We start from the raw sequence: 17950 nt of genomic DNA, 5'->3' as shown, positions 1-17950 counted from the left end.
GAGGCGCGCGGAGCCGGTCAGGTTAGCGCCGGAACTGCGTCGGTTTGCGTGTCCGGAGTGATGACCAGGCAGGCGGTTTCGAGAGCCTCCAGTTGGCGCAGCGTTTCCGGGTCGGCTGGAGCGGTCAGGCCGGCCGCCACGCATCCCGCCAATTCCTCACGCCGTTCCGTCAGCCGGTGCGTGATGTACCCGAAGAGCGTGGCCGTGGTCTTCAACCGCTCGCGCCGATCGGTCGTCAGCTCCAGCACCAGCGCGATCCCGCGTTCCGTATCGCGCAGCGTCTGTTGGAAGGTGGCGGCAAGATCGACGTGTGCCTGCCGACCTTGATCCAGCGCCTCAAGACCTGCGGCCGGCCCCAGCAACAACCAGTGGCTGCGCGCCCGCGCAAGGACGGCGAGGGCATGTTGGGTCAGCAGCACGTCAAACATCTCGGCATCGCGTGCGGGGTCGCCGCGGCCCATCATGGTGCCGAGCATACGGCGAAAGAACAATGCTGCCTCGTTGATCGCCGTGTCGTACGGCAAGACCGACTGGCCGAGGCGGTGGGCGGTGTGAGCTCCCTCCAGGGCCGCATGCATCTTCGCCTGGATCGTCGCCACGCCGGCATCCCGAAGCCATTGCAAATGGTGGTCGATGGTTCCGATGCGGTCGAGGATGGCGTCGCACTGCCGCGACAGGGCGTCCATCTTCATGGAGAGCATCGCGAAGCCTGCCAACGTAATGGCGGTGTCAAAAATCTGGAGGACTGCCAGGGGGCTGGCCCCTGGCAAGCTCTTATCGAAATCAAAAAACTTCTGCGTGGCGCATTGCTGAACTGTTGTCTCCGAAGTTTTTTCTTTTAACCACATTATTACTCTGCCGGTTGCCTTTTCTCGGACAACTGTTCCGACCAATTCATATTCTCCTGACGCAATTTTTGCCGCAATTTTTGGAGGTATCATAACCTCAACCCGGAAAATCAGCATTCTTCAGCCCTCCGCCTTATCGGCCACGGCGGCACACCACAGACGCAGGCGTGCCTCCGCAATGGTCACGACGCATCGTGCGGTCATCTTGTAGTTGGGGCCGAACAGGTCCCACACGGTCCAGGCGGCGGTGAGGCCGAGCCCAACCGGGCCGGCGGCGGCCCCCAGCATGCGCAAGGCGCCGAATCCGGCGGCAGCCTTCGCCACGCCTTTGACCATCTCGCCCGTCGAGGCGCCACCCGCCTTCTCCGCCTGGAGACGGTTGCGCAGCAGGAGTCGCTCCATGTCGAACACCGTCGTACCCTCGCCGACCTCGATCTTGGCCCGTCGGCAGAGGTCCGCGACGATCTCTCGGTAGGCCTTGGGCTCCTTTGCGTCCTTGATGTCGTGACTTCCGTACCATCGGATCTCTTCGTTGATCTCGGCCAAGTAGTGGTAGTGGTTCGGCGCATGCCGTTTGAAGACGTCCTGGTCCTTCAGCGGCTTCTCGCGGGTAATGAACTCCTTCTCCGTCAGAAGCCTGACGATCGGGTCGAGATCCTCGATTCGGAAAGCGCCGAGCACAACGAGAAGATCGTCAGACTCCAGACGCTCCAGGCGAGTGAGCGAGGGCCGTGGGGCAGTTCCTCCCGGGGTGTTCGTCCGTCCTGACAAGGGGGCTAATATCTGAAGGTTCGGCATGGCGCTGCTCCAGGGCCGTCATGATGCCCTTCTTCGGCTCCGGCGGACGCCGGGCTTGGCGGGAGGAGTCCAGGACCGCAGGTCCGCCGGGGTAAGACCCAGCGCACGGGCCTCGTCCTCCACAAAACCGCGATAGTAGTCTCCCAGCCCGACGCCGAAGTCAGGGTTGTAATCGTTGTGCCATTGCACGAGCCACGGCACAAGCTCCTGCACACCGGCGAGCAGCGGCACCAGACGCTCCGTCACCCAGCCCTCGTTCTCCTTCATGGCGTAGAAGTGGGAGGCGAGTGCCGTGGCCTGTTGCAGGTGGTCGTAGCCGGCCCAGGCGACGACGAGGCTGCCGTCGGAGTCGCGCTCGGCGAAAGGGTAGCTGACGAAGCGCTCCTTCGGTACGTCGAGCCCGCCGCGCAGGCGCCAGAACTCGCCGCTGCGGAAGTCGGGCTTCTTGTATTTCGGCGGCACCGGGATGTCGCCGACCTCGCGGGCCTTCAACTCCTTGGCCCTCTCGGCCGTCAGGCGGTCCGGGTCGCCGTCGGGCAATTCGGTGCGGGCGTCGATGGCGTCCTCGCGGCGCTGGAGGTCCCAGGTCGCCTCCCATTCCCGGCGCTTGCGCATTCCGTCCTCGGTGTAGCGCAGCACCGGCAGGAAGGGGACGGACTCCGCCGCCACCAGTTCGGCCACCAGCGCCGCCGCGTCGAAGTCGGGCCGGCCGGTGTAGAGCTCCGCCACCGCCATGAAGTCGGCGTCGCCGCGCGCCCGGTCGGCGAGGCGGGCGACCGAGGTCAGGGCCGGATCGCCGGACCAGTAGCGCCTATCCTCCAGCCGGTCGAGCAGCCAGTCCTTCAGCGCCGCCTGCTCCCGCTCGTGCCAGCCGGCGTCGAAGCCCTGGTCGTCCCACTGCCAGCGCCGCTTGTACTCCGGCCGCTCGACGAGGTCGATCCAGCGGTTCTCCGCGATCAGCGCGATGCGCCGCTCCACCAGCGCGCGGTAGTCCGCCGGCCAGTGCGCCGGGATCTCGGTGATGGGCGTCGAGCCGTGGCGGGCGAACCATGTCGTCTCAAGCTCGCCTTCGGCCATCTTGCGGGCCATGACGATCTCGAATGCCCGCTCGCCCAGGTCCACCTCCGGGGGCTCCGGGTGCTCGGCCTCCTCCTCCAGCAGGCCGTAGAGCCGGTAGCAACGCCAGTCCAATTCCTCCTGCATGGCGATCATGCGGCGACGGATCGATAGCGCGCGCGCTTTCGCCGCGTCGAGGTCGGCGCGGGTGGGCACGCTGCGGGAGAGAACGGCCTTGGGTAGCGTGTCGGTGAGGTCGCGGGCGAGGGTGTCGAGCGTGGTAGCGAGGTCGGTGGGATAGGGGGTGGTTAGGGGAAAGGACTGTAGGCCCGTTCCAGTGAACTCATAGAAATCTTCGAAAGGATCTGTGCGTTGCCTTGCGCCTTTTTGATCAACTGTACTACCCTTATTATGGAATATCTGCTTCATCCAAAAACAACCGGACGAACAACTCAGCAACCCAGAAAGAGATAGCTCGTCAACCAAGCCGCTCCCCGGATTTAGCTTTATGACTGGAGCCGTTCTGATGAATATCAATTGCTCGTTTGTGCTAACGAAATGATTGTGGGTAGCCACAAATGAAAATGCTATTGTATTTCTGTTTTTGTATCTCCCATCGAAGAACATTGAATATTCATGCCATTCCAATCCTCTATCAATTTGACTTTTGCCGTAAGCCACTCGTCGTTCTAACAATGTCTTGAACTTCCAGAAATGGCGAAGCGAGCCATCGGTCATCTCGGGCTTTAGGCTGACTGGCTCGTAGGGCCAGATTGCTTCCATATCTGAAGAAATTACATGGTCGCGGACGTGTTCCCCCTGAACCAACGGTTTGATATGGCGTGAATCAATCCCAAGCCGTTTAGCCACGCCGCCGGGAACCAGATACGCGTCGTCCTCGCGGGTTACAGCACCGAATCCAATCTCCTGGACTCTGTCTTCCAATCGCTGTTTGGCGGCTCGTTCAATCAACTCCTTCAAATCCGTTGCACCGCCACCGCCCATACTCCAGGGGTGTTGGACGAGGCTGCTACGGGGCAAGTCGACAATGCCAATATAGGAGTTCTGGCTGCCCGGTGAATCGATCTGGTTGACGATGGACATCCACACTTGGCCGCGGCTCGCGTCTTCGGGCGTGCCCGGTTCTCCCTTGATGCCCAGCGCGGCGCGCACCGAGCTTTCCACCGGCGCGCGGTTGCGACCCAACAATATGACGGTCGGGGTTCCGTGGCCGGGAATATAGGCGCCGTCCGTGTTCAAGATATGGGTCAAATCCACCCGAGGGAAAAAAGCCTCGATCAGTTTTTTACCGAACTCGCGCTTCATAAACGAATTTGCGGTGATCATCCCAGTAAATCCGGGCGCACCGTTGTCATCAGTCCCCTTGGTTAGGTCAAAAAAACGCTCCGTGAACGGCACACCGAGGGAGTAGGCGCGATGGCAGGTGAAATATCTTTCGCGAATGGCTTGGCTAACCGCCTTGTCTTTCACCGTGATGTACGGCGGGTTCCCCACCACTGCGTGGTACTGCCGCCCGAGGATACGGTCCAGTTCCTCCCGGTCCTCCTCGAAGGACACATGGGCCAGCCCGCCCTGCGGCTCGAAGGACATCTGCCAGCCGCGCACGTCCATGAACCGCTTGCCGTGCAGCAGGCTGTCGCCCACCGCCACGGAGATCTTGAAGTCCGGCGCGCCGCCCAGGCCGGTGATGCCGCAGGCTGCGAGCGCCGCCACCAGTAGGCGGAAGCGGGCGATGGCGGCGGCGAAGGGGTTGACGTCGACGCCGCACACCGCGTCCAGCGCCTTCTGCGCGCTGTCGCGCGGATTGCGGCCCGGCTCGTGGCGGCTCCACAGGGCGAACAGGCGGCGGAAGGCGCCGAGCAGGAAGTGGCCAGAGCCGCAGGTGGGGTCGATCAGCCGCACCGCGCGGAAGCCGAACTCGCGGATCGCCGGGTCCAGCGTGCGGTCGAGGATGAACTCCTCCACGAACTCCGGTGTCTGGAGCAGGGCAAAGCGCTTGCGCGCCGCCTCCGACAGGTCCTGGTAGAGGTCGCCGAGAAAGCGGGTGCCCAGCGCCTCGTCGGTGAAGTCGTGCAGGAGATCGCCGCTGTCCGGGTCTCGGCGTTGCCAGAAGCCGCGCAGCGCGATTGCCCCGTCGCCCGACACCGGCAGCCGCCACAGCGGGTTGTGGCGGCGGTCGAACAGCGCGCCCAGGCCGGGCAGCGCCGCCGCCTCGGCGAAGCACTCCAGCAGGAAGTCGCGCTCCTCCCCCGTCGGGTTGGCGCGGATCCACGAATCGTGGCGGTCGCGGGCGAGGTCCAACCGCTCCTTGGGCCCCGACAGCCAGGGCCGGTCCACCAGATGGTTGTCCTCCACGAAGCGCAGGAAGACGCAGCCCAGCACCCAGTGCACGGCGGCCTGCGTCACCTCCTCGTCCAGCCACGCCGTGAAGGCCTGCGCCGTCCGCTTGGCGTCCCGCGCCGCCTGCCACTCCGCCCGCAGTTCCTCCTCCAGGGGCGAACCCTCGACCCGCTCGCGGATGTCGGTCTCCAGCGTGCGCAGCAGGCGCTTCAGGTCGCTCAGCAGGGTGGCGGCGTCGATCATGGGAACCCGGTGCGAGAGGGGCGAGGCCGAAGGGGGTAACACACGCGGGCCGCGCCGTGGAGTCCGCCGATGCGCAGCCGGTTCAGCCGAGGTTTGATATCCGGTTCGACATCCTGTATCGCACGCCCTGCTATACCGGATTTTCCGACGCAGCTCGGACGTTATCTCCGGATCGACGACAAAACGCGCGGGCAGGCGCCCGGCTAGGGCGGGACTTGCGACATGGCGGAGCGCATCATCTTCACCGGCCAGGGAGACGCGGCACAGGATCGCCGCATCCAGCGCGAGGCGAGCGCCGGAAAGCTGCGGAAGCTGCATGCCGGCGTCTACACCGACAATCTGACCGACCCGGCCGGCGAGGTCGCGATCCGGAACGCCTTCCAGATCGCCGCCCACCTCTGCGGCCCGGTCCTCCTGTCGGGGCGCAGCGCCCTGGAGGCACGGCCGAGCGTGGTGCCCGCGGGAGAGGGGCAGCGCACCGGCTACCTGTTCCTCACCGACCCGCACGGCACCCGCCGCCGTGCCTTCAGCCTGCCCGGCCTGGAACTGCGCGTCGTGCCGGGCCCACCGGCCCGGGAGGGCGACCATCCGCTGCTCGGGCTGGTGCTGCCCTCGCGCGCCCGCATGCTGCTGGAAAACCTGGCGCCGTCGCGGGCCCGCGACGGCGGGCCCGGCCGGACCGTCGGGGCGGCCGGTGTCGAGGAGAAGCTGGAGCGCATCTGCGCCCAGGAGAGAGAGGCGCATCTCAACCAGATCCGCGACGCCGCCCGCGCGCTGGCACCGGCGTTGGGCCTCGCCGCCGAATTCGAGCGGCTCGACGCCATCGTCGGCGCGCTCCTGGGCACGCGGACGGCCCGGCTCAGCAACCCCGCCGCCAGGGCGATGGCGGACGGTCAGCCCTACGACAGCGCGTGCGTGAACCGGCTGCTGACCTTGCGCCGACATCTCGAGGACACCGTGCTGCCCAGCATCCCGGACACCGCGACCGCGCCGGGAAGCCGCACCGCGGCGGCCTTCATCGAAGCGTATTTCTCCAACTACATCGAAGGCACCCGCTTCCCGGTGCGCCAGGCCCACCGCATCGTCTTCGAAGGCGAGCGACCGGCACAGCGCCCGAAGGACAGCCACGATGTGCTGGCGACCTACCAGCAGCTCGTCAACCTCGGTGGCCGCCTGCCCTCGTCCCTGCGCGCGGCCGAGTTCATGGACGAGATCAGGGCGCGCCACGCCGACCTGATGGCAGTCCGCCCGGAATGTGCGCCCGGCGAATGGAAGGCCGACGTCAACATCGCCGGCAACACGACCTTCGTGCTGCCGGTCTATGTGCCCGGCACCCTGGCCGCCGCCGTCGAGATACTGGGCGGGTTGAGCCATCCGTTCGCCCGGGCGGCGTTCATCCACTTCATGCTCACCGACATCCACCCCTTTGCCGACGGCAACGGCCGCATCAGCCGCATCATGATGACCAAGGAGCTGGTGGGTTCGGGCCTCGCCCGCATCGTCGTTCCCACCGTCTACCGCGACGACTATCTCGGCAGCCTGCGTGCGCTCACCCGGCACGGCGACCCCGCCAGCCTGGTCCGGGCTCTTGCCGCCTGCCAGAAGGTAACCGCCGCCTGCGCCGCGCCGTCGGTCGACCGGGCCATTGCACTTTGGGCCTCGACCTACGCCTTCGTCGAGGCCGGCGTGAACGCGCGCCTGGAGATGCCGAACGCGGCCCGTGCCATCGTCTGGCGCGAGGAGATCCCTGCGCCGGAGGACTACTGGCGGGCGGAGGACGCCGCCAAGCCGCCGCTTCAGATGTAGTCTGCGATGAGGCGGCGAGCGGTTCGTTGCCGGTGCCTTCGCAATCGATTGTTATTGAAATTACGACACTCTCTAGGCGTTGTTCTGAATTTTGCGACAGGCCGGGGCGTGCGGCCGGCGCTTAAGGCGCCATTCCCGACATCACGTCCGGCCCTACCCCGGAACGTCGAAGGCCGCCGCGAAGATGGTGTACTCGTCCCGCAGGGCCGCGGCGAACGCCTCGACGGCACGGCGGCGGACGAGCATCTGGAACACCAGCATGCCGCCCGGCTCGCGGTTGCGGAACTGCGGCCAGCCGATGTTCAGGTGGAGCTCCCAGACGTCTTCGGGACCGGCGGGCTTGGCAATCCGCGCCTCCTCGCGCGCCTTCATGGCGTCCCAGTCGCTCATCCCCACCATCGGCTCCACGGGGAGCACGAGGTCCGGGTAAAGGGCGATCTCCACGTCGTCGCCGGAGAACCAGCGGAACTGTCCCCGGTTGGTGGCGACCGCCTGCTCGAGCAGGGAGAGGATGGCGCAGGGCGGATCGCCCTCGCACAGCAGGGCGCCGCGGGCGAGCTGGTTCCAGGCGCGCCCGCTCGTCGGGTCGGGCTTCCACACGACAACATCCGGATTGACGAGCGGGCGGCCGTCCATCGTCACCAGCAACTCGTACCCGATCAATTCCTCCCGGGCGCGGTAGCTGGCGTAGCGGATGGACAGCGCCATGTCGCCTTCGACGATGCGTGCCATGCACGTGCCTACCGGCTTGAGGTCGAAGGGGGGAAGATCAGCGACGCCATCAACGGATGGCGGTACACGCGATCCTCGATGTCCGCCACGGCAATGGGGGTGGCCGGCCACGACGGCGACGCCTTCCGCCGGGCCGGGTCGGGCGCCCCCAGCCGGAACAGCAGGTGACGTTGAATCCGGGCGTACTCGTCGCAGAAGAGGCTCAGGGGCAACGACCGCCCCGCCAGCAGGCGGTCGATCCGCTCGCGATCCTGCGGCGCCAGCGTGGGCAGACGGCGCCACGCGTCGAGCTGGCGCCTCTTGAACCCCGCGGTTCCGTCGGTGGCGAGAAAGACGGCCAGGAGAGCGCCGTTGTGCATGGTGCCGCGGGCCAGGCTGTTCGCGATGCGGCCATTCAGGTCGGGATGGTCAGCCTTCAGCCGGTCGGCCACCAGCCCCAGGGAAGCGATCACCGCTTCGCGCAGGCTGCTCGATCCGTGGTCGATGTTGGACAGGACGTAAGTCAGGTAGCGTTGTTCCCCGGTGAGGGCGAACAGCGCGGCATCGAGGTAGAGGGTGCGGAACCATCCATAGGTGCGGTGCTCGGGATGGCGATGGAAACGCCCGGTCGCGGCGGCGATGGCCATGCCGGTGTCGGTGGGGATCGCCTCCGGAATGAAGCGCGCGATCCAGGCGATCGTGCCGGCGCGGATCTCCTGATGGCGCGGGACCGGCTGGATGTCGAAGTCGCTTTCGAACGCGTGCAACTCCTCCACCACGACCGCGTTGAGGCGCCCCGTGTCCAACAGCATGGCGTGACCTCACGCCGCCGGCCGCGTCCCGGCCCGGTGCCGGTTGGCGATCCAGGCGGAGGGGATGCGCGCCCACTGGGTGCTGCCGATCACGGGCACCGCCTTGCCGGCGATGGTCGGCAGGCCGGCGTCGGGTTGGGGCAACAACAGCCACAGGCCGGGCGAACCGCCCGCCGTGCCCGAGCGGTCGCGCAGCACCTGGAGACGGTCCATCAGCTCGTAGCGGGCGAACAGGCCGCAGTCCACCAGCACCTGCGGCTCGGTTGCCGTGGCGAGGGCCTGTTCGACGGCCGGCCAGGCGAAGCCGATGAGGCGGCGCAGGTTGGTCCAGTCGCGGCTCTGCCGGTCCGTGGCGTCGGCGCGCAGCACCAGCGACCAGTCGACCTTGCGGGCCGCGGCCTCACGGCGCAGCACGTCGAGCAGCAGGCGGTCGAGGCTGACGCGGCGCAGCGGGAAGCGGTCGAGCAGGGCCTGTTCGGCGTCCAGGTAGCGCCGGGGCTCGACGGTCAGCGCCAGGAAGCCGCCGGTGCGCAGCGCGTACGCCAACTTCTCCTCCAGGTGCCGGGCGGCGTCGACCTCCGGCGTCTGCTCCACCGGCGGCCCGTCGGTCAGCGAGCGGTGCAGCGAACTCAGTCCCGACGAGACGCCGAAGCCGGTGCGGCCGGCGTAGTAGCCGGGCCCGTCCTCGCCGTCCTCGCGCCACACGCGGCCCGTCCCGGCCTGCTCCAGCAGCGCGTCGAGCGCCGGCCGGGTGGGCAGCGGGGCGGCCTCGGCGTAGCGCCCCTCGACGCGCTCGCGCACCTGCGCCTCGGTCAGAACGCGCGGACCGAGAAGGGACCCCGCGGCCAGCCGCAGCGTGCGTTCGGCCGTCATGCCGCGGGGGTAGACCTCGCCCTTGCTCGACAGGGCGGCGGTGCGCGAGGCCGCCACCGCCAGCGCGCGCACCCGGACGGGTGCGGGACGGGGAGCGGCCTCCACACCCTCCAGCGCCGGCCAGCCCGGGGCGTCCAGCTCCTCGTACACCCGCTGGGGCGGCGCCAGCGGGTCCTGCCCGGCCAGCGCGTCGGCGGCGCGGCCGAGGGTGCGGGCGTGCAGAGCCAACTCCGCCGATTCCGCCACCAGCGGAACCGCCTCGCCCTCGAACACCTGGAAGCGTGGCTCGGCCAGGGCGCTCTCGGCGTCGACGGCGGCGCGCAGGACGGCCCCGGCGAACCGCCGGCGCTCCGCGTCATCGAGCAGGGAGCCGTGTGCGGCCAGGATCTGCGGCACCAGTTCCGCCACGGTCATCACACCGCCGTTGGCCCGCAGCAGGGTGCGCACCTCGTCGCGCACCACGGTCAGCGCCGGTTGCTTGTGCCAGCGTTCCCGGCCCTTGCCGATCGCCGTGGCGACGGCGGTGCGGGCGATGCCGCAGCGGCTGGCGACCGCGCCGACGGTGGGCCACGCCGACGGGGAATCGGTGTCCTCCAACCCCAGGAAGACGACGAGCGCGCGGTCCTCCACCGTGTCCTCGCCCAGCGGACGGCGCGGCACGAGCAGCTCGGCCAGGCGGTCGATGCTGAGACGGCCGCCCTCCGCGGCGGTGCCGGGATCGGTGGTGGCGGGGGCGCCCGGCACCAGCTCGGGCCGGAGCTGGGCCAGGCGCTTGGCCTTCAGCCGGATCTCCTTGCGGATGCGGTCGCCGACGCCGCTGGCAAGGCGGATGTTCTTGCGGGGAACCGCCAGCAGGTCGCGCACGCTGTGCACGCCCATGCGGTCGAGCACGTCCTGGGCCTCCACGCCGTAGCCCAGCTCGGCGATCGAGGTGGTCGCGGTGACCCGGCGGGCGACGGCGTCGAACCCGTCCTCCTCGGCCCGGGTCGTCACCGCCTCGTCGAACACGCGGCGCCAGGCCCGCAGCATGTCCTCGGCGTTGTCGAAGCGCTCCCGCGGGTCGCGGCGCAGCGCCCGGTCGAAGAAGGCGGTCAGCCCCTCGCGCAGGTGCGGGTCGAGGCGTCCGGATTCGATGGTCGCCTCGTCGTCGATCAGGGCCGGGTCGCTCTGCCCGTCGCCCCAGGTGGGGAGCACGCCGGTCATCATCTCGTGCAGGGTCACCGCGGCGGCGAAACGCTCGGCGCTGAGATCCCAGCGCGGCGGGCGGCGCAGCGCGAGGAAGGGGTCGAGGTAGGGGCGGGTTCCCGCCTGGATGTTGTCCGGCGATGTGCGGGCCAGGGAAAAGTCGAACAGCACCAGGCGCCGGCGCTCCTTGCCCTCGGTGATGCCGATGTTGTCGGGCTTGATGTCGCGGTGGGCGATGCCCTTCTGCTCCAGGTGGTCGACGGCGCTCAGCAGCTCCTCGCCGAAGCGCCGCTTGAGGTCCAGGGATAGGCCGTCGGGCGTGCGCAGGTTCTGCGCCAGGGTCTGGGCGCCGGCGCTTTCCATCAGGATCGCCGTGCGCCCGGCGACCGTCACGGTGCGCCGGGCCGACACGATGTTGGTGTGGCGCAGCTTGGCGAGTGCGGCAGCCTCGGCCTCCAGGCGGTCGTTGTGGGCCGGGTCCAGCGCCACCTTCAGCACCAGCTCCTCCCCCTCCTCGCCGTCCGCCTGCACCAGCAGCGCGTCGGCCGAGGCGCCCCGGCCCAGGCGGCGAACCACGGTGAACCCGCCGTCCAGGCGGTCGCCGGGCTTCGCCACCGCCGGGTCGACGGTGGCTTCCGGAGTGCCGCGCTGCAGGTCGCGCTCGACTTCAGCGAGGCGTTCGAGGAACTCGTCCATGGAGGCGATGCGGGCCGGCACCTCGGGGTGGGTGCCGGTGCGGACGAGGTCGACGAGGCTCTGCATCGCCCCGTCCACGACGTCGGACACGCGCAGGCCGCCGCCGGAGCGCAGCCGTGCGGCGAGGTCGAGCGGCGAGGCGGCGGGCGGCTGCCCGGTGAACAGGTGGTAGGCGATGGCGGCCAGCGAGAAGACGTCATGGTGCGGCCCGGACTGTGGGCCACCGCTCAGAGCTTCGGGCGCGATGTAGACCTTGGCCGGGTCCTCGACGTAGCTGTCGAGGTGCACCGTGCCGGAGGTCACGTGGGCCGTGCCCGTGGTCGAGGCATCGCGCGCCGCCGTCTGCCAGTTCATGATCTGCAGGCGCGGAAAGGGCTGGTCGACGTCGCGCACGAGGATGCTCTGAGGTGCCAGCGCGCGGTGGTAGAGCCGCTTGCCGTGGGCGTGCTTCAGCGTCTCGGCCAACTGGCGCAGGATGTGAAGGCGGAGGTCCACCCCCATGCGCTCCAGGTGTTCGCGGAGCAGAAAGTCGAGGCGGATCGCCTTGGGGTCGTGGTCGAAGATCAGCGCCGGGCCACGGTCGGTGTCCTTGTACTCCCGCACCCGGAGCACGCCGGGATGGTCGATGCCCTCCAGCACCTGGAACTCCCGCGCGGCCAGCCGGCCCAGCGCGCGCCGCGCCGCCTCGTCGGCGGCCGCGGCGTAGGGGTAGACGCGGATGCGCCGCGGCACGCCCAGCGCCACATGGCGCCCTTCCCAGTCCTGCCAGCCGTCGCCTTCGGCAAGCACGCGCGTCAGCTCGTAGTCGGCGATGCGGCGCTCGCGCAGAGAGGGACGGACGCCGGCCTCGGCAAGCGCCCGGCAGACCATCCGTGCCTGCTCGGCGGTCACCGGGGCCCGCGGCGGAGCCGAGGGCGGGCCGGCGGTCAGCGTGTTGATGATGCCCCCGCCCCACTTGGTCTGCCGCCGTCCGAAGGTCGAAAGGGCGGTGGCCGGATCGACCCGCCACACCAGGTCGGGTGCCGATAGGAACAGCACCGCCGTCACGTAGGGGAGACGCAGCCGGGCGCGGGTGACGGCGTTCTGCCGCTTCAGCAGACCGGCGAGGCGCTTGGCCTTGCGGTTGGCGAGGATCAGTGGGTTGTCGTCGGTGCGCCGGCGGCCGTCGGTGGTCCAGGTCCAGGTGTGCGGATCGCCGTCGAGCTGGCCGGGGCGGCTCTTGATCTCCACCAGGAACAGGCCGTGCGGCGACAGGATCAGCGCGTCGACCTCGTTGACCTTGCCCTCGTCGTCGATGAACTCGACGTTCGACCAGGCGTACCACGGGTCCTGGTCCGGCAGCCGCTCGCGCAGGAACTCCAGGGCCTCACGCTCCCAGGGGAACGGGGACTCCGTGATCGTCAACCAGCGCTGCGCACCCATCGCCATGCGGCACCTCTACCGAGTGTGCGCGCAGGATGCGACAGGTGCGGGCGCAGGTCCATAGGCTGAGGAGGTTCGCGCGAGAGGGCGAGGCATGCCCGACGGGGCGGTGCGGCTGCCATTGGCCGAAACAGCACGGCTGCCCTTGCATGACAGGGGGCCGCGGCTGCACCAGCTTTCGAAACGTTGCGAACCTTGGCGAATGCGGTTTCGAAAAACGGGAAGTCCGTCGCCACGGCCCATCCACCCCGTCGTGCAGACAGCATGCCCCGTCGCGCGGACGGGATGTTCCGTCGTGCGGACGGGGACGGGTACGTAAGCCTCTGATACATTTAGGAGAATTGGGCGCATGAATCTTAAGAATCAGCGAATCCTTGAAAAGCCGCTCCCTCATGGGAGCGGCGGTCGGGCGGTGCCATACAGGGTGAGCCTCAACACCAGTACGCTGTTGGAAAACAGGCACCAATGCGGCCGAACGCCGAGTTCCAGCAGCCGAACGAGTTGGCGAAGGACCTCAATCCGCTGTCGCTGTCGACGAAGGGCACTTCCGGACTGTTCGGGAAGGGAGCAGCTCCGCAGGCTGTGAAGGAATAGCAACTCGCGGGTAAACGCGTGAGCCACTCGCATTTGCTGCGCAGCCAGGGTCGCGGGCAGCACGATGATCCGCTCCGCGGCATCGGCGCTCCCAAAGGCGTCCGAATCCCAGTTCTTCCAGAAATTACTGTGGGGTTGGGCTGCATAAAACACGGCGATCTCCTTTGTTGAGGGGTGTCAAGACTGTCGCCGTAGTTTCACTCTCTCCATTCATATAAGTGTGCGTCGCTCATCATCCGACGCGACGCACACGATTATTTCCGGATTATATTTATAGAATAAAGAGGAGAGATGATCAGCAGAAGTATTTGGCTGTAGCGCATTTTTGTGTTGTCAGCCCGCGCCCGGGAACTACATGTCAACCCATGTCTCTCACAGTATTGGTAAGATGATTACTGGGACAGACATGCGATGATTGGTCCTAATATCAGCAGGCGATTGCCGAAATGTCAGAGAATCTCATCGTGCAACCTTACTACACTCGATCGGAGGCTGCGTCACTGCTTCGCGTATCCATGCGGACGCTTGACCGGTGGCGCCACGCTGGAATGCTTCACTGCGTTCGCTCTCGCACTGGCCGGGTCCGCATACCACGCGACAGCTTGCTTGCCGCGCTGGCCGCTCTAACCCGCGGCGACCTGTAAGCGCCCGCCTTCTCGTCGTTCTATGCGGAAAACAACGCCTTTACAGCGTCTTAAGCGGCTTTGGGAAAAACGGGTCGACGTGGCTCCCGAGGAGGTCATCTCGACCCGTTCAGCCCGAAACGCGCCATGAGACGCCACGGCTCGCCAAAGGTCGCCACAGCCCTTTCCCAGCAGGAATCAATCAATGGACGAAAATAGGTCTCGCCTTGCTGCCGCTCCCCGGCCGCGCCAAACGACCAAAGCTGCGCAACTGATTCTCGCTTGGTGCGCGGAAAATGCGGTGTCTCAGAATGCCCTGAGTCGCCGCCTGGGATATTCCGAAGGATGGGTTAACAGCGTCGTGACCGGGCGCGTCACAATCCTCGATCACGCACGACTTCGGCGCGTCGCCGAAGTCACAGGGCTGCTTTTCGAGGAACTCGCTTCCGACCAGCGCCTTTCCGCTGGAGAGCGGCTTCGCCTCGGCGTTCGTCTTGACGCCGTGATCGCAGCGGTCGAGGCCGCGTCCCAGGCCGGCGAAGGCAAGCCGCTTACGTCCGAGCGCCGTAAGGAACTGCTGCGCGATTTGAACCGGGTCGCTGAATGGTTGCAACGAAAACCGTCTGACATTCCCGCCGACCCGCGCTGGCTCGCCGAAGCGGTCAACAGGCCCGAGATCGTCGCTTCGTCGTCGAAGCGAGTTCGTGAAAAGTGCCGATCCTCGATCAATGTCTCGCTGCAGATTGCAGGTGTCGTGCATCGACACAGTCGGCCGATCAGCCAAGTGCGACCAGAATGGCGTGCACTTTACGACACAGCGCAGCGGTTCGAGAAGGGGCGCAACATCTCAGCCAGCCTCCAATTGCAGCGCATGTCGCCTTTCATCCGCTGGTGCGACTCGGAGGGGTTGATGCCGCAAAACGTCACTGCCGAAACCGTCTGGCAGTATGCCGAGGACCGAATTCGCATTTCGCTGACGCGGCGGTCAGTCTCCTCACTGGCACGACAAGTGCTCTCGGCATGGAACTTCCTGGCTGCGCGCCTGGACGAGTGGCCGGCAGCCCTCGCCTTGCCGGCACGTCGCTTCCTGCGCTTTGCGCCCGGTGAACTGCCCCCCGCATTTGAAGCCGAACTCAAGGCCTATCGGAAGGCAGGCGGACTGCCGGCGCAGGAACGCTTTGATCCTTCGCAGGTCGGTTACGAGGCAGCCCTCGAGGCCCAACTCGCTGCCGTGCGCACACGCTCCGTTTCGGAAAGCCGATTTGTTACGACACGCAACGGAAAACTCATCCGGCTCGCGGAAATCGGAGACATTCACAGGACCGACAAACCGCTTGCCCCCTCAACCGCGGAGCGCCACGTCAGTATACTGCGACTTGCTGCCTCCATTCTTCTCCGGAGCGGGCAGAAGGCGCCTGCCGACATCCGGTCGATCGCCGACGTTGCGACCGTTGAGGCGGCCATTGCGTGCCTGCGGGACTACGACAGTCGCCATGGCAGCGACAAAGAAACGACCAGCCGTTCTCATATCGCGCAAGCGCTCTATCGCGTGGCTGTCGTCTGGTGCGGCATTTCTGAAGAAGAGCGTCAGCGATTTGCCGCGCTCCTCAAGCATTTGCGAGGAAAGCCGAAGCCGGGATTGTCGGAGCAGGACCGGGCGACCGTCAACCCGGTTCTGGATGACAAAGAACTCGTCGTGCGCCTGCTCAGCCTGCCAGCTCAGACTTTCCGTGAACTCGAGGAGCGCCGCCAACGTGGGCAACCGATCAGGGAGCGAGACGCCCGGCGCATGGAGGCGGCCGTCTGCCTATTGCTGGTGTCAACCCTTCCTGTCCGCCGCGGCACGCTGGCCCACACGTCGCTGGATTGCCTGAACTGGCCGACTATCCCGCAGGGTCGTGGCTCCGTGGAATGGCCGCCCGAGGTCACCAAGACCGGGAAGGGGCTTGCCGCAGGGCTGGCGCCGTGGAAATGCGAGTTTCTACGAACTTTTGTCCAGCATTACCGCCCCGTTCTGTGCACCGCCGACCCGGATAGCCGTTGGCTTTTCCCTGCTGCGCATAGATCCCGGCCGGGACAACCTCGCTCATCGCAGCGGATAGCCTTGAACTTGAAGCGGTACGTTGAGGAGGCAATTGGAATTTCAGTGAGATCACACCTGTGGAGGAAGATATTTGGAGGACTTATATTTGAGGCAACCAGCGATGATCGCGTCGTCGAAATGTTGCTGGGGCAAGCGCGGAATTCGTCTTCGACGAAATTCTATGTAGACAACTTGCGCTCCCGCGCTGCAGCGGCCCGACTCGACGAAATATTGCAGAAGGCGCTTCAGGACGGCGCTGTGTCTGGAGGAATGCACTGATGGCAACGCTCATGCGAGGCCTGCCCGTCGACAAGTGGCCCCCCGCCGATCGCGTGCGGTGGATGACAGTGCGGCAAACCTTGCCTTCCGCCGCGGAACGGCGCGCCCGCCAAGCTTATGGCCGATTTCTCGCTTGGGCTGCCGCTGTAGAGCGACCGGCTGACAAGACCAGCGGGGCGGATTTCAGCGATACCGTTCTGGACACCTTTACGCCAGGCAATGCCCACGAGCTGCTCAAGGGGCTTGTCGCCGCCTTGCAACAGCTTCGTCCGGACGACAGCGAGGCATGGAAGGCTGTATTGTTGCGCAAGCGCGTGGCGTTGGCGTCGACCCGTGGTGGTGGTCGGTCCGTTCGTCCGAAGCCCGCCAGCCTCCGTGTTCTTGCGTTCCAAGATTGGCCGGCTGATGAACAGGATCGCTGGCATGCGGGTCTGTCAGAACCGGGGCTCGAACCGCAGCCAATAGACCCATACGCGCGCTTTCTACTGCCATCCTTCGACGGAAAGATCTCTGAAGCGGCAACAGGGATACAACCGTGGCGCTGGTCGGCGTCGACCCGAATGGGGGCCGAGCTTGGTTGGGGACGCTGGTGTCGCTGGGTACAGGATCAGGGCGTCGGCCGGATGCCGACGCCGGACACCTTTGGTTTGTTCCTCGACTCGCTCGCTGCTCGCTGTGTGGCACCGAAGACACTTGCGAAGTACGCGGCCGATCTCCGCAGGGCGCTGTGCATCCTTGCGCCGAATGAGGATTGGGAGTGGTTGGCGAAACGGGTTGGTCTTCTGGTTCGGCGGGCGAAGCCGGTTCTGAACAAGCGATCGCGCCGGGTTCCCTTGTCTGACCTGCACGCCCTCGGAATCGGTCTCATGGCGGCGGCTCGGCGGCAGCACGCAAGCGTCAGGGCGGCGGTTCACTTCCGGGACGGACTGTTCATCGCGCTGCTGACGTGGCGCCCTAAGCGCGTTGGTAGTATCGCCGCCCTGGAACTGGGAAGTGGAGTAATGCTCGATGCTGCCGGAGTGCCCGAATCCATACGGCTGACGCGGACCAAGAATGGGCGGGTTGACGAGGGGCCAGTGCCGGACGCTCTGAAGCCCGCGTTGAAGGTATATCTCGAAGTATACAGGCCCATCCTGCTGCTAGATGCATCACAAACGAATTCATTATTTGTCACACAGCAGGGCAAGCCTCTTTCACAAGAAGGTCTGAGAGGCATAATGGTGCGTCGAACACAAGAAGAATTCGGCATTGCAATCACGCCTCACCTGTTCAGAACCTTCTACTCTACCGAACTCAGTTCCTGGGGGGTGGATATAGCGCACTTGCTGAGCACCATGCTGGGTCACACCGACTCAGCAACACTCGCTCACTACCGCTCATTGGGTGAGGCATCCTTCGCGGCCCGCCTCTTGGAGACGCTTACGGAGACCCTGCGCGTCCGAGGGGCGATCCTTAAGCCGCGTGCGATCCGCCCTTCGAAATGAACCGGTTCCCTTCGGCCCCCTGAGAGCCGCAAGCGGCAGCATATTCGACCTGCCACATGAGCATGCTTATCAAATA

At 66.4% G+C, this 17950-nt stretch carries 10 protein-coding genes; 4 read left to right on the top strand and 6 right to left on the bottom strand.

Going from position 1 to position 17950, the window contains the following annotated elements:
* Positions 1 to 17: 17 nt before the first annotated feature.
* The 3 genes from G472_RS0112390 to pglX are packed head-to-tail and all read right to left on the bottom strand — an operon-like array spanning position 18 to position 5306.
* Entirely contained in the window at positions 18 to 965 is a 948-nt protein-coding gene (locus tag G472_RS0112390; protein ID WP_156927093.1) for a hypothetical protein, read from the bottom strand.
* A gap of 3 nt (positions 966 to 968) precedes the next feature.
* Entirely contained in the window at positions 969 to 1646 is a 678-nt protein-coding gene (locus G472_RS0112385) for a hypothetical protein (RefSeq protein ID WP_156927092.1), read from the bottom strand.
* A gap of 18 nt (positions 1647 to 1664) precedes the next feature.
* On the bottom strand, positions 1665 to 5306 hold the full coding sequence (gene pglX, locus G472_RS0112380) for a BREX-2 system adenine-specific DNA-methyltransferase PglX (protein ID WP_029008648.1): 3642 nt from the start codon (positions 5304 to 5306) through the stop codon (positions 1665 to 1667).
* 222 nt (positions 5307 to 5528) lie between these two features.
* Here pglX and G472_RS0112375 point away from each other — a divergent pair, with 222 nt between their 5' ends.
* Positions 5529 to 7112, top strand: a complete 1584-nt coding sequence (locus G472_RS0112375; protein WP_029008647.1) for a Fic family protein — start codon at positions 5529 to 5531, stop codon at positions 7110 to 7112.
* 153 nt (positions 7113 to 7265) lie between these two features.
* On the opposite strand, the gene G472_RS0112370 is transcribed toward G472_RS0112375, so the two are convergent.
* From G472_RS0112370 to pglW, 3 genes are read right to left on the bottom strand one after another with little or no spacing between them, the layout of a single operon-like run.
* On the bottom strand, positions 7266 to 7844 hold the full coding sequence (locus G472_RS0112370; protein WP_029008646.1) for a hypothetical protein: 579 nt from the start codon (positions 7842 to 7844) through the stop codon (positions 7266 to 7268).
* Between the two features lie 8 nt (positions 7845 to 7852).
* Positions 7853 to 8635 (bottom strand): hypothetical protein, encoded by a 783-nt coding sequence (locus G472_RS0112365; protein ID WP_029008645.1) that lies wholly within the window; start codon positions 8633 to 8635, stop codon positions 7853 to 7855.
* 9 nt (positions 8636 to 8644) lie between these two features.
* On the bottom strand, positions 8645 to 12817 hold the full coding sequence (pglW, locus tag G472_RS0112360; RefSeq protein WP_029008644.1) for a BREX system serine/threonine kinase PglW: 4173 nt from the start codon (positions 12815 to 12817) through the stop codon (positions 8645 to 8647).
* Between the two features lie 1034 nt (positions 12818 to 13851).
* Here pglW and G472_RS40800 point away from each other — a divergent pair.
* The 3 genes from G472_RS40800 to G472_RS38045 all read left to right on the top strand — a co-directional run bounded on the left by G472_RS40800 (position 13852) and on the right by G472_RS38045 (position 17874).
* Positions 13852 to 14049: a helix-turn-helix domain-containing protein gene (locus G472_RS40800; protein WP_035692145.1), complete on the top strand. Its 198-nt coding sequence runs from the start codon at positions 13852 to 13854 to the stop codon at positions 14047 to 14049.
* Between the two features lie 184 nt (positions 14050 to 14233).
* The gene (locus tag G472_RS38050; RefSeq protein WP_084536603.1) at positions 14234 to 16390 is read left to right on the top strand and encodes a tyrosine-type recombinase/integrase; all 2157 of its coding nucleotides are present in this window, start codon (positions 14234 to 14236) and stop codon (positions 16388 to 16390) included.
* The gene (locus G472_RS38045) at positions 16390 to 17874 is read left to right on the top strand and encodes a tyrosine-type recombinase/integrase (RefSeq protein WP_084536602.1); all 1485 of its coding nucleotides are present in this window, start codon (positions 16390 to 16392) and stop codon (positions 17872 to 17874) included. Before G472_RS38050 ends, G472_RS38045 begins: the two co-directional genes overlap by 1 nt.
* Positions 17875 to 17950: the final 76 nt, after the last annotated feature.

This window comes from Azospirillum halopraeferens DSM 3675 (genome assembly GCF_000429625.1).
Classification (GTDB): domain Bacteria; phylum Pseudomonadota; class Alphaproteobacteria; order Azospirillales; family Azospirillaceae; genus Azospirillum; species Azospirillum halopraeferens.
The sequence above is the reverse complement of the archived record's forward strand: the minus strand, read 5'-3'. Positions and strand labels throughout refer to the sequence as shown.

Excerpts from the sequence above, each read along its gene's own strand:
- G472_RS0112365 (WP_029008645.1), bottom strand. The coding sequence starts at position 8,635 with ATGCTGTTGGACACGGGGCGCCTCAACGCGGTCGTGGTGGAGGAGTTG.
- G472_RS0112390 (WP_156927093.1), bottom strand. The coding sequence starts at position 965 with ATGCTGATTTTCCGGGTTGAGGTTATGATACCTCCAAAAATTGCGGCA.
- G472_RS0112370 (WP_029008646.1), bottom strand. The coding sequence starts at position 7,844 with ATGGCACGCATCGTCGAAGGCGACATGGCGCTGTCCATCCGCTACGCC.
- pglW (WP_029008644.1), bottom strand. The coding sequence starts at position 12,817 with ATGGCGATGGGTGCGCAGCGCTGGTTGACGATCACGGAGTCCCCGTTC.
- G472_RS40800 (WP_035692145.1), top strand. The coding sequence starts at position 13,852 with ATGTCAGAGAATCTCATCGTGCAACCTTACTACACTCGATCGGAGGCT.
- G472_RS0112385 (WP_156927092.1), bottom strand. The coding sequence starts at position 1,646 with ATGCCGAACCTTCAGATATTAGCCCCCTTGTCAGGACGGACGAACACC.
- pglX (WP_029008648.1), bottom strand. The coding sequence starts at position 5,306 with ATGATCGACGCCGCCACCCTGCTGAGCGACCTGAAGCGCCTGCTGCGC.
- G472_RS38050 (WP_084536603.1), top strand. The coding sequence starts at position 14,234 with ATGGACGAAAATAGGTCTCGCCTTGCTGCCGCTCCCCGGCCGCGCCAA.
- G472_RS38045 (WP_084536602.1), top strand. The coding sequence starts at position 16,390 with ATGGCAACGCTCATGCGAGGCCTGCCCGTCGACAAGTGGCCCCCCGCC.
- G472_RS0112375 (WP_029008647.1), top strand. The coding sequence starts at position 5,529 with ATGGCGGAGCGCATCATCTTCACCGGCCAGGGAGACGCGGCACAGGAT.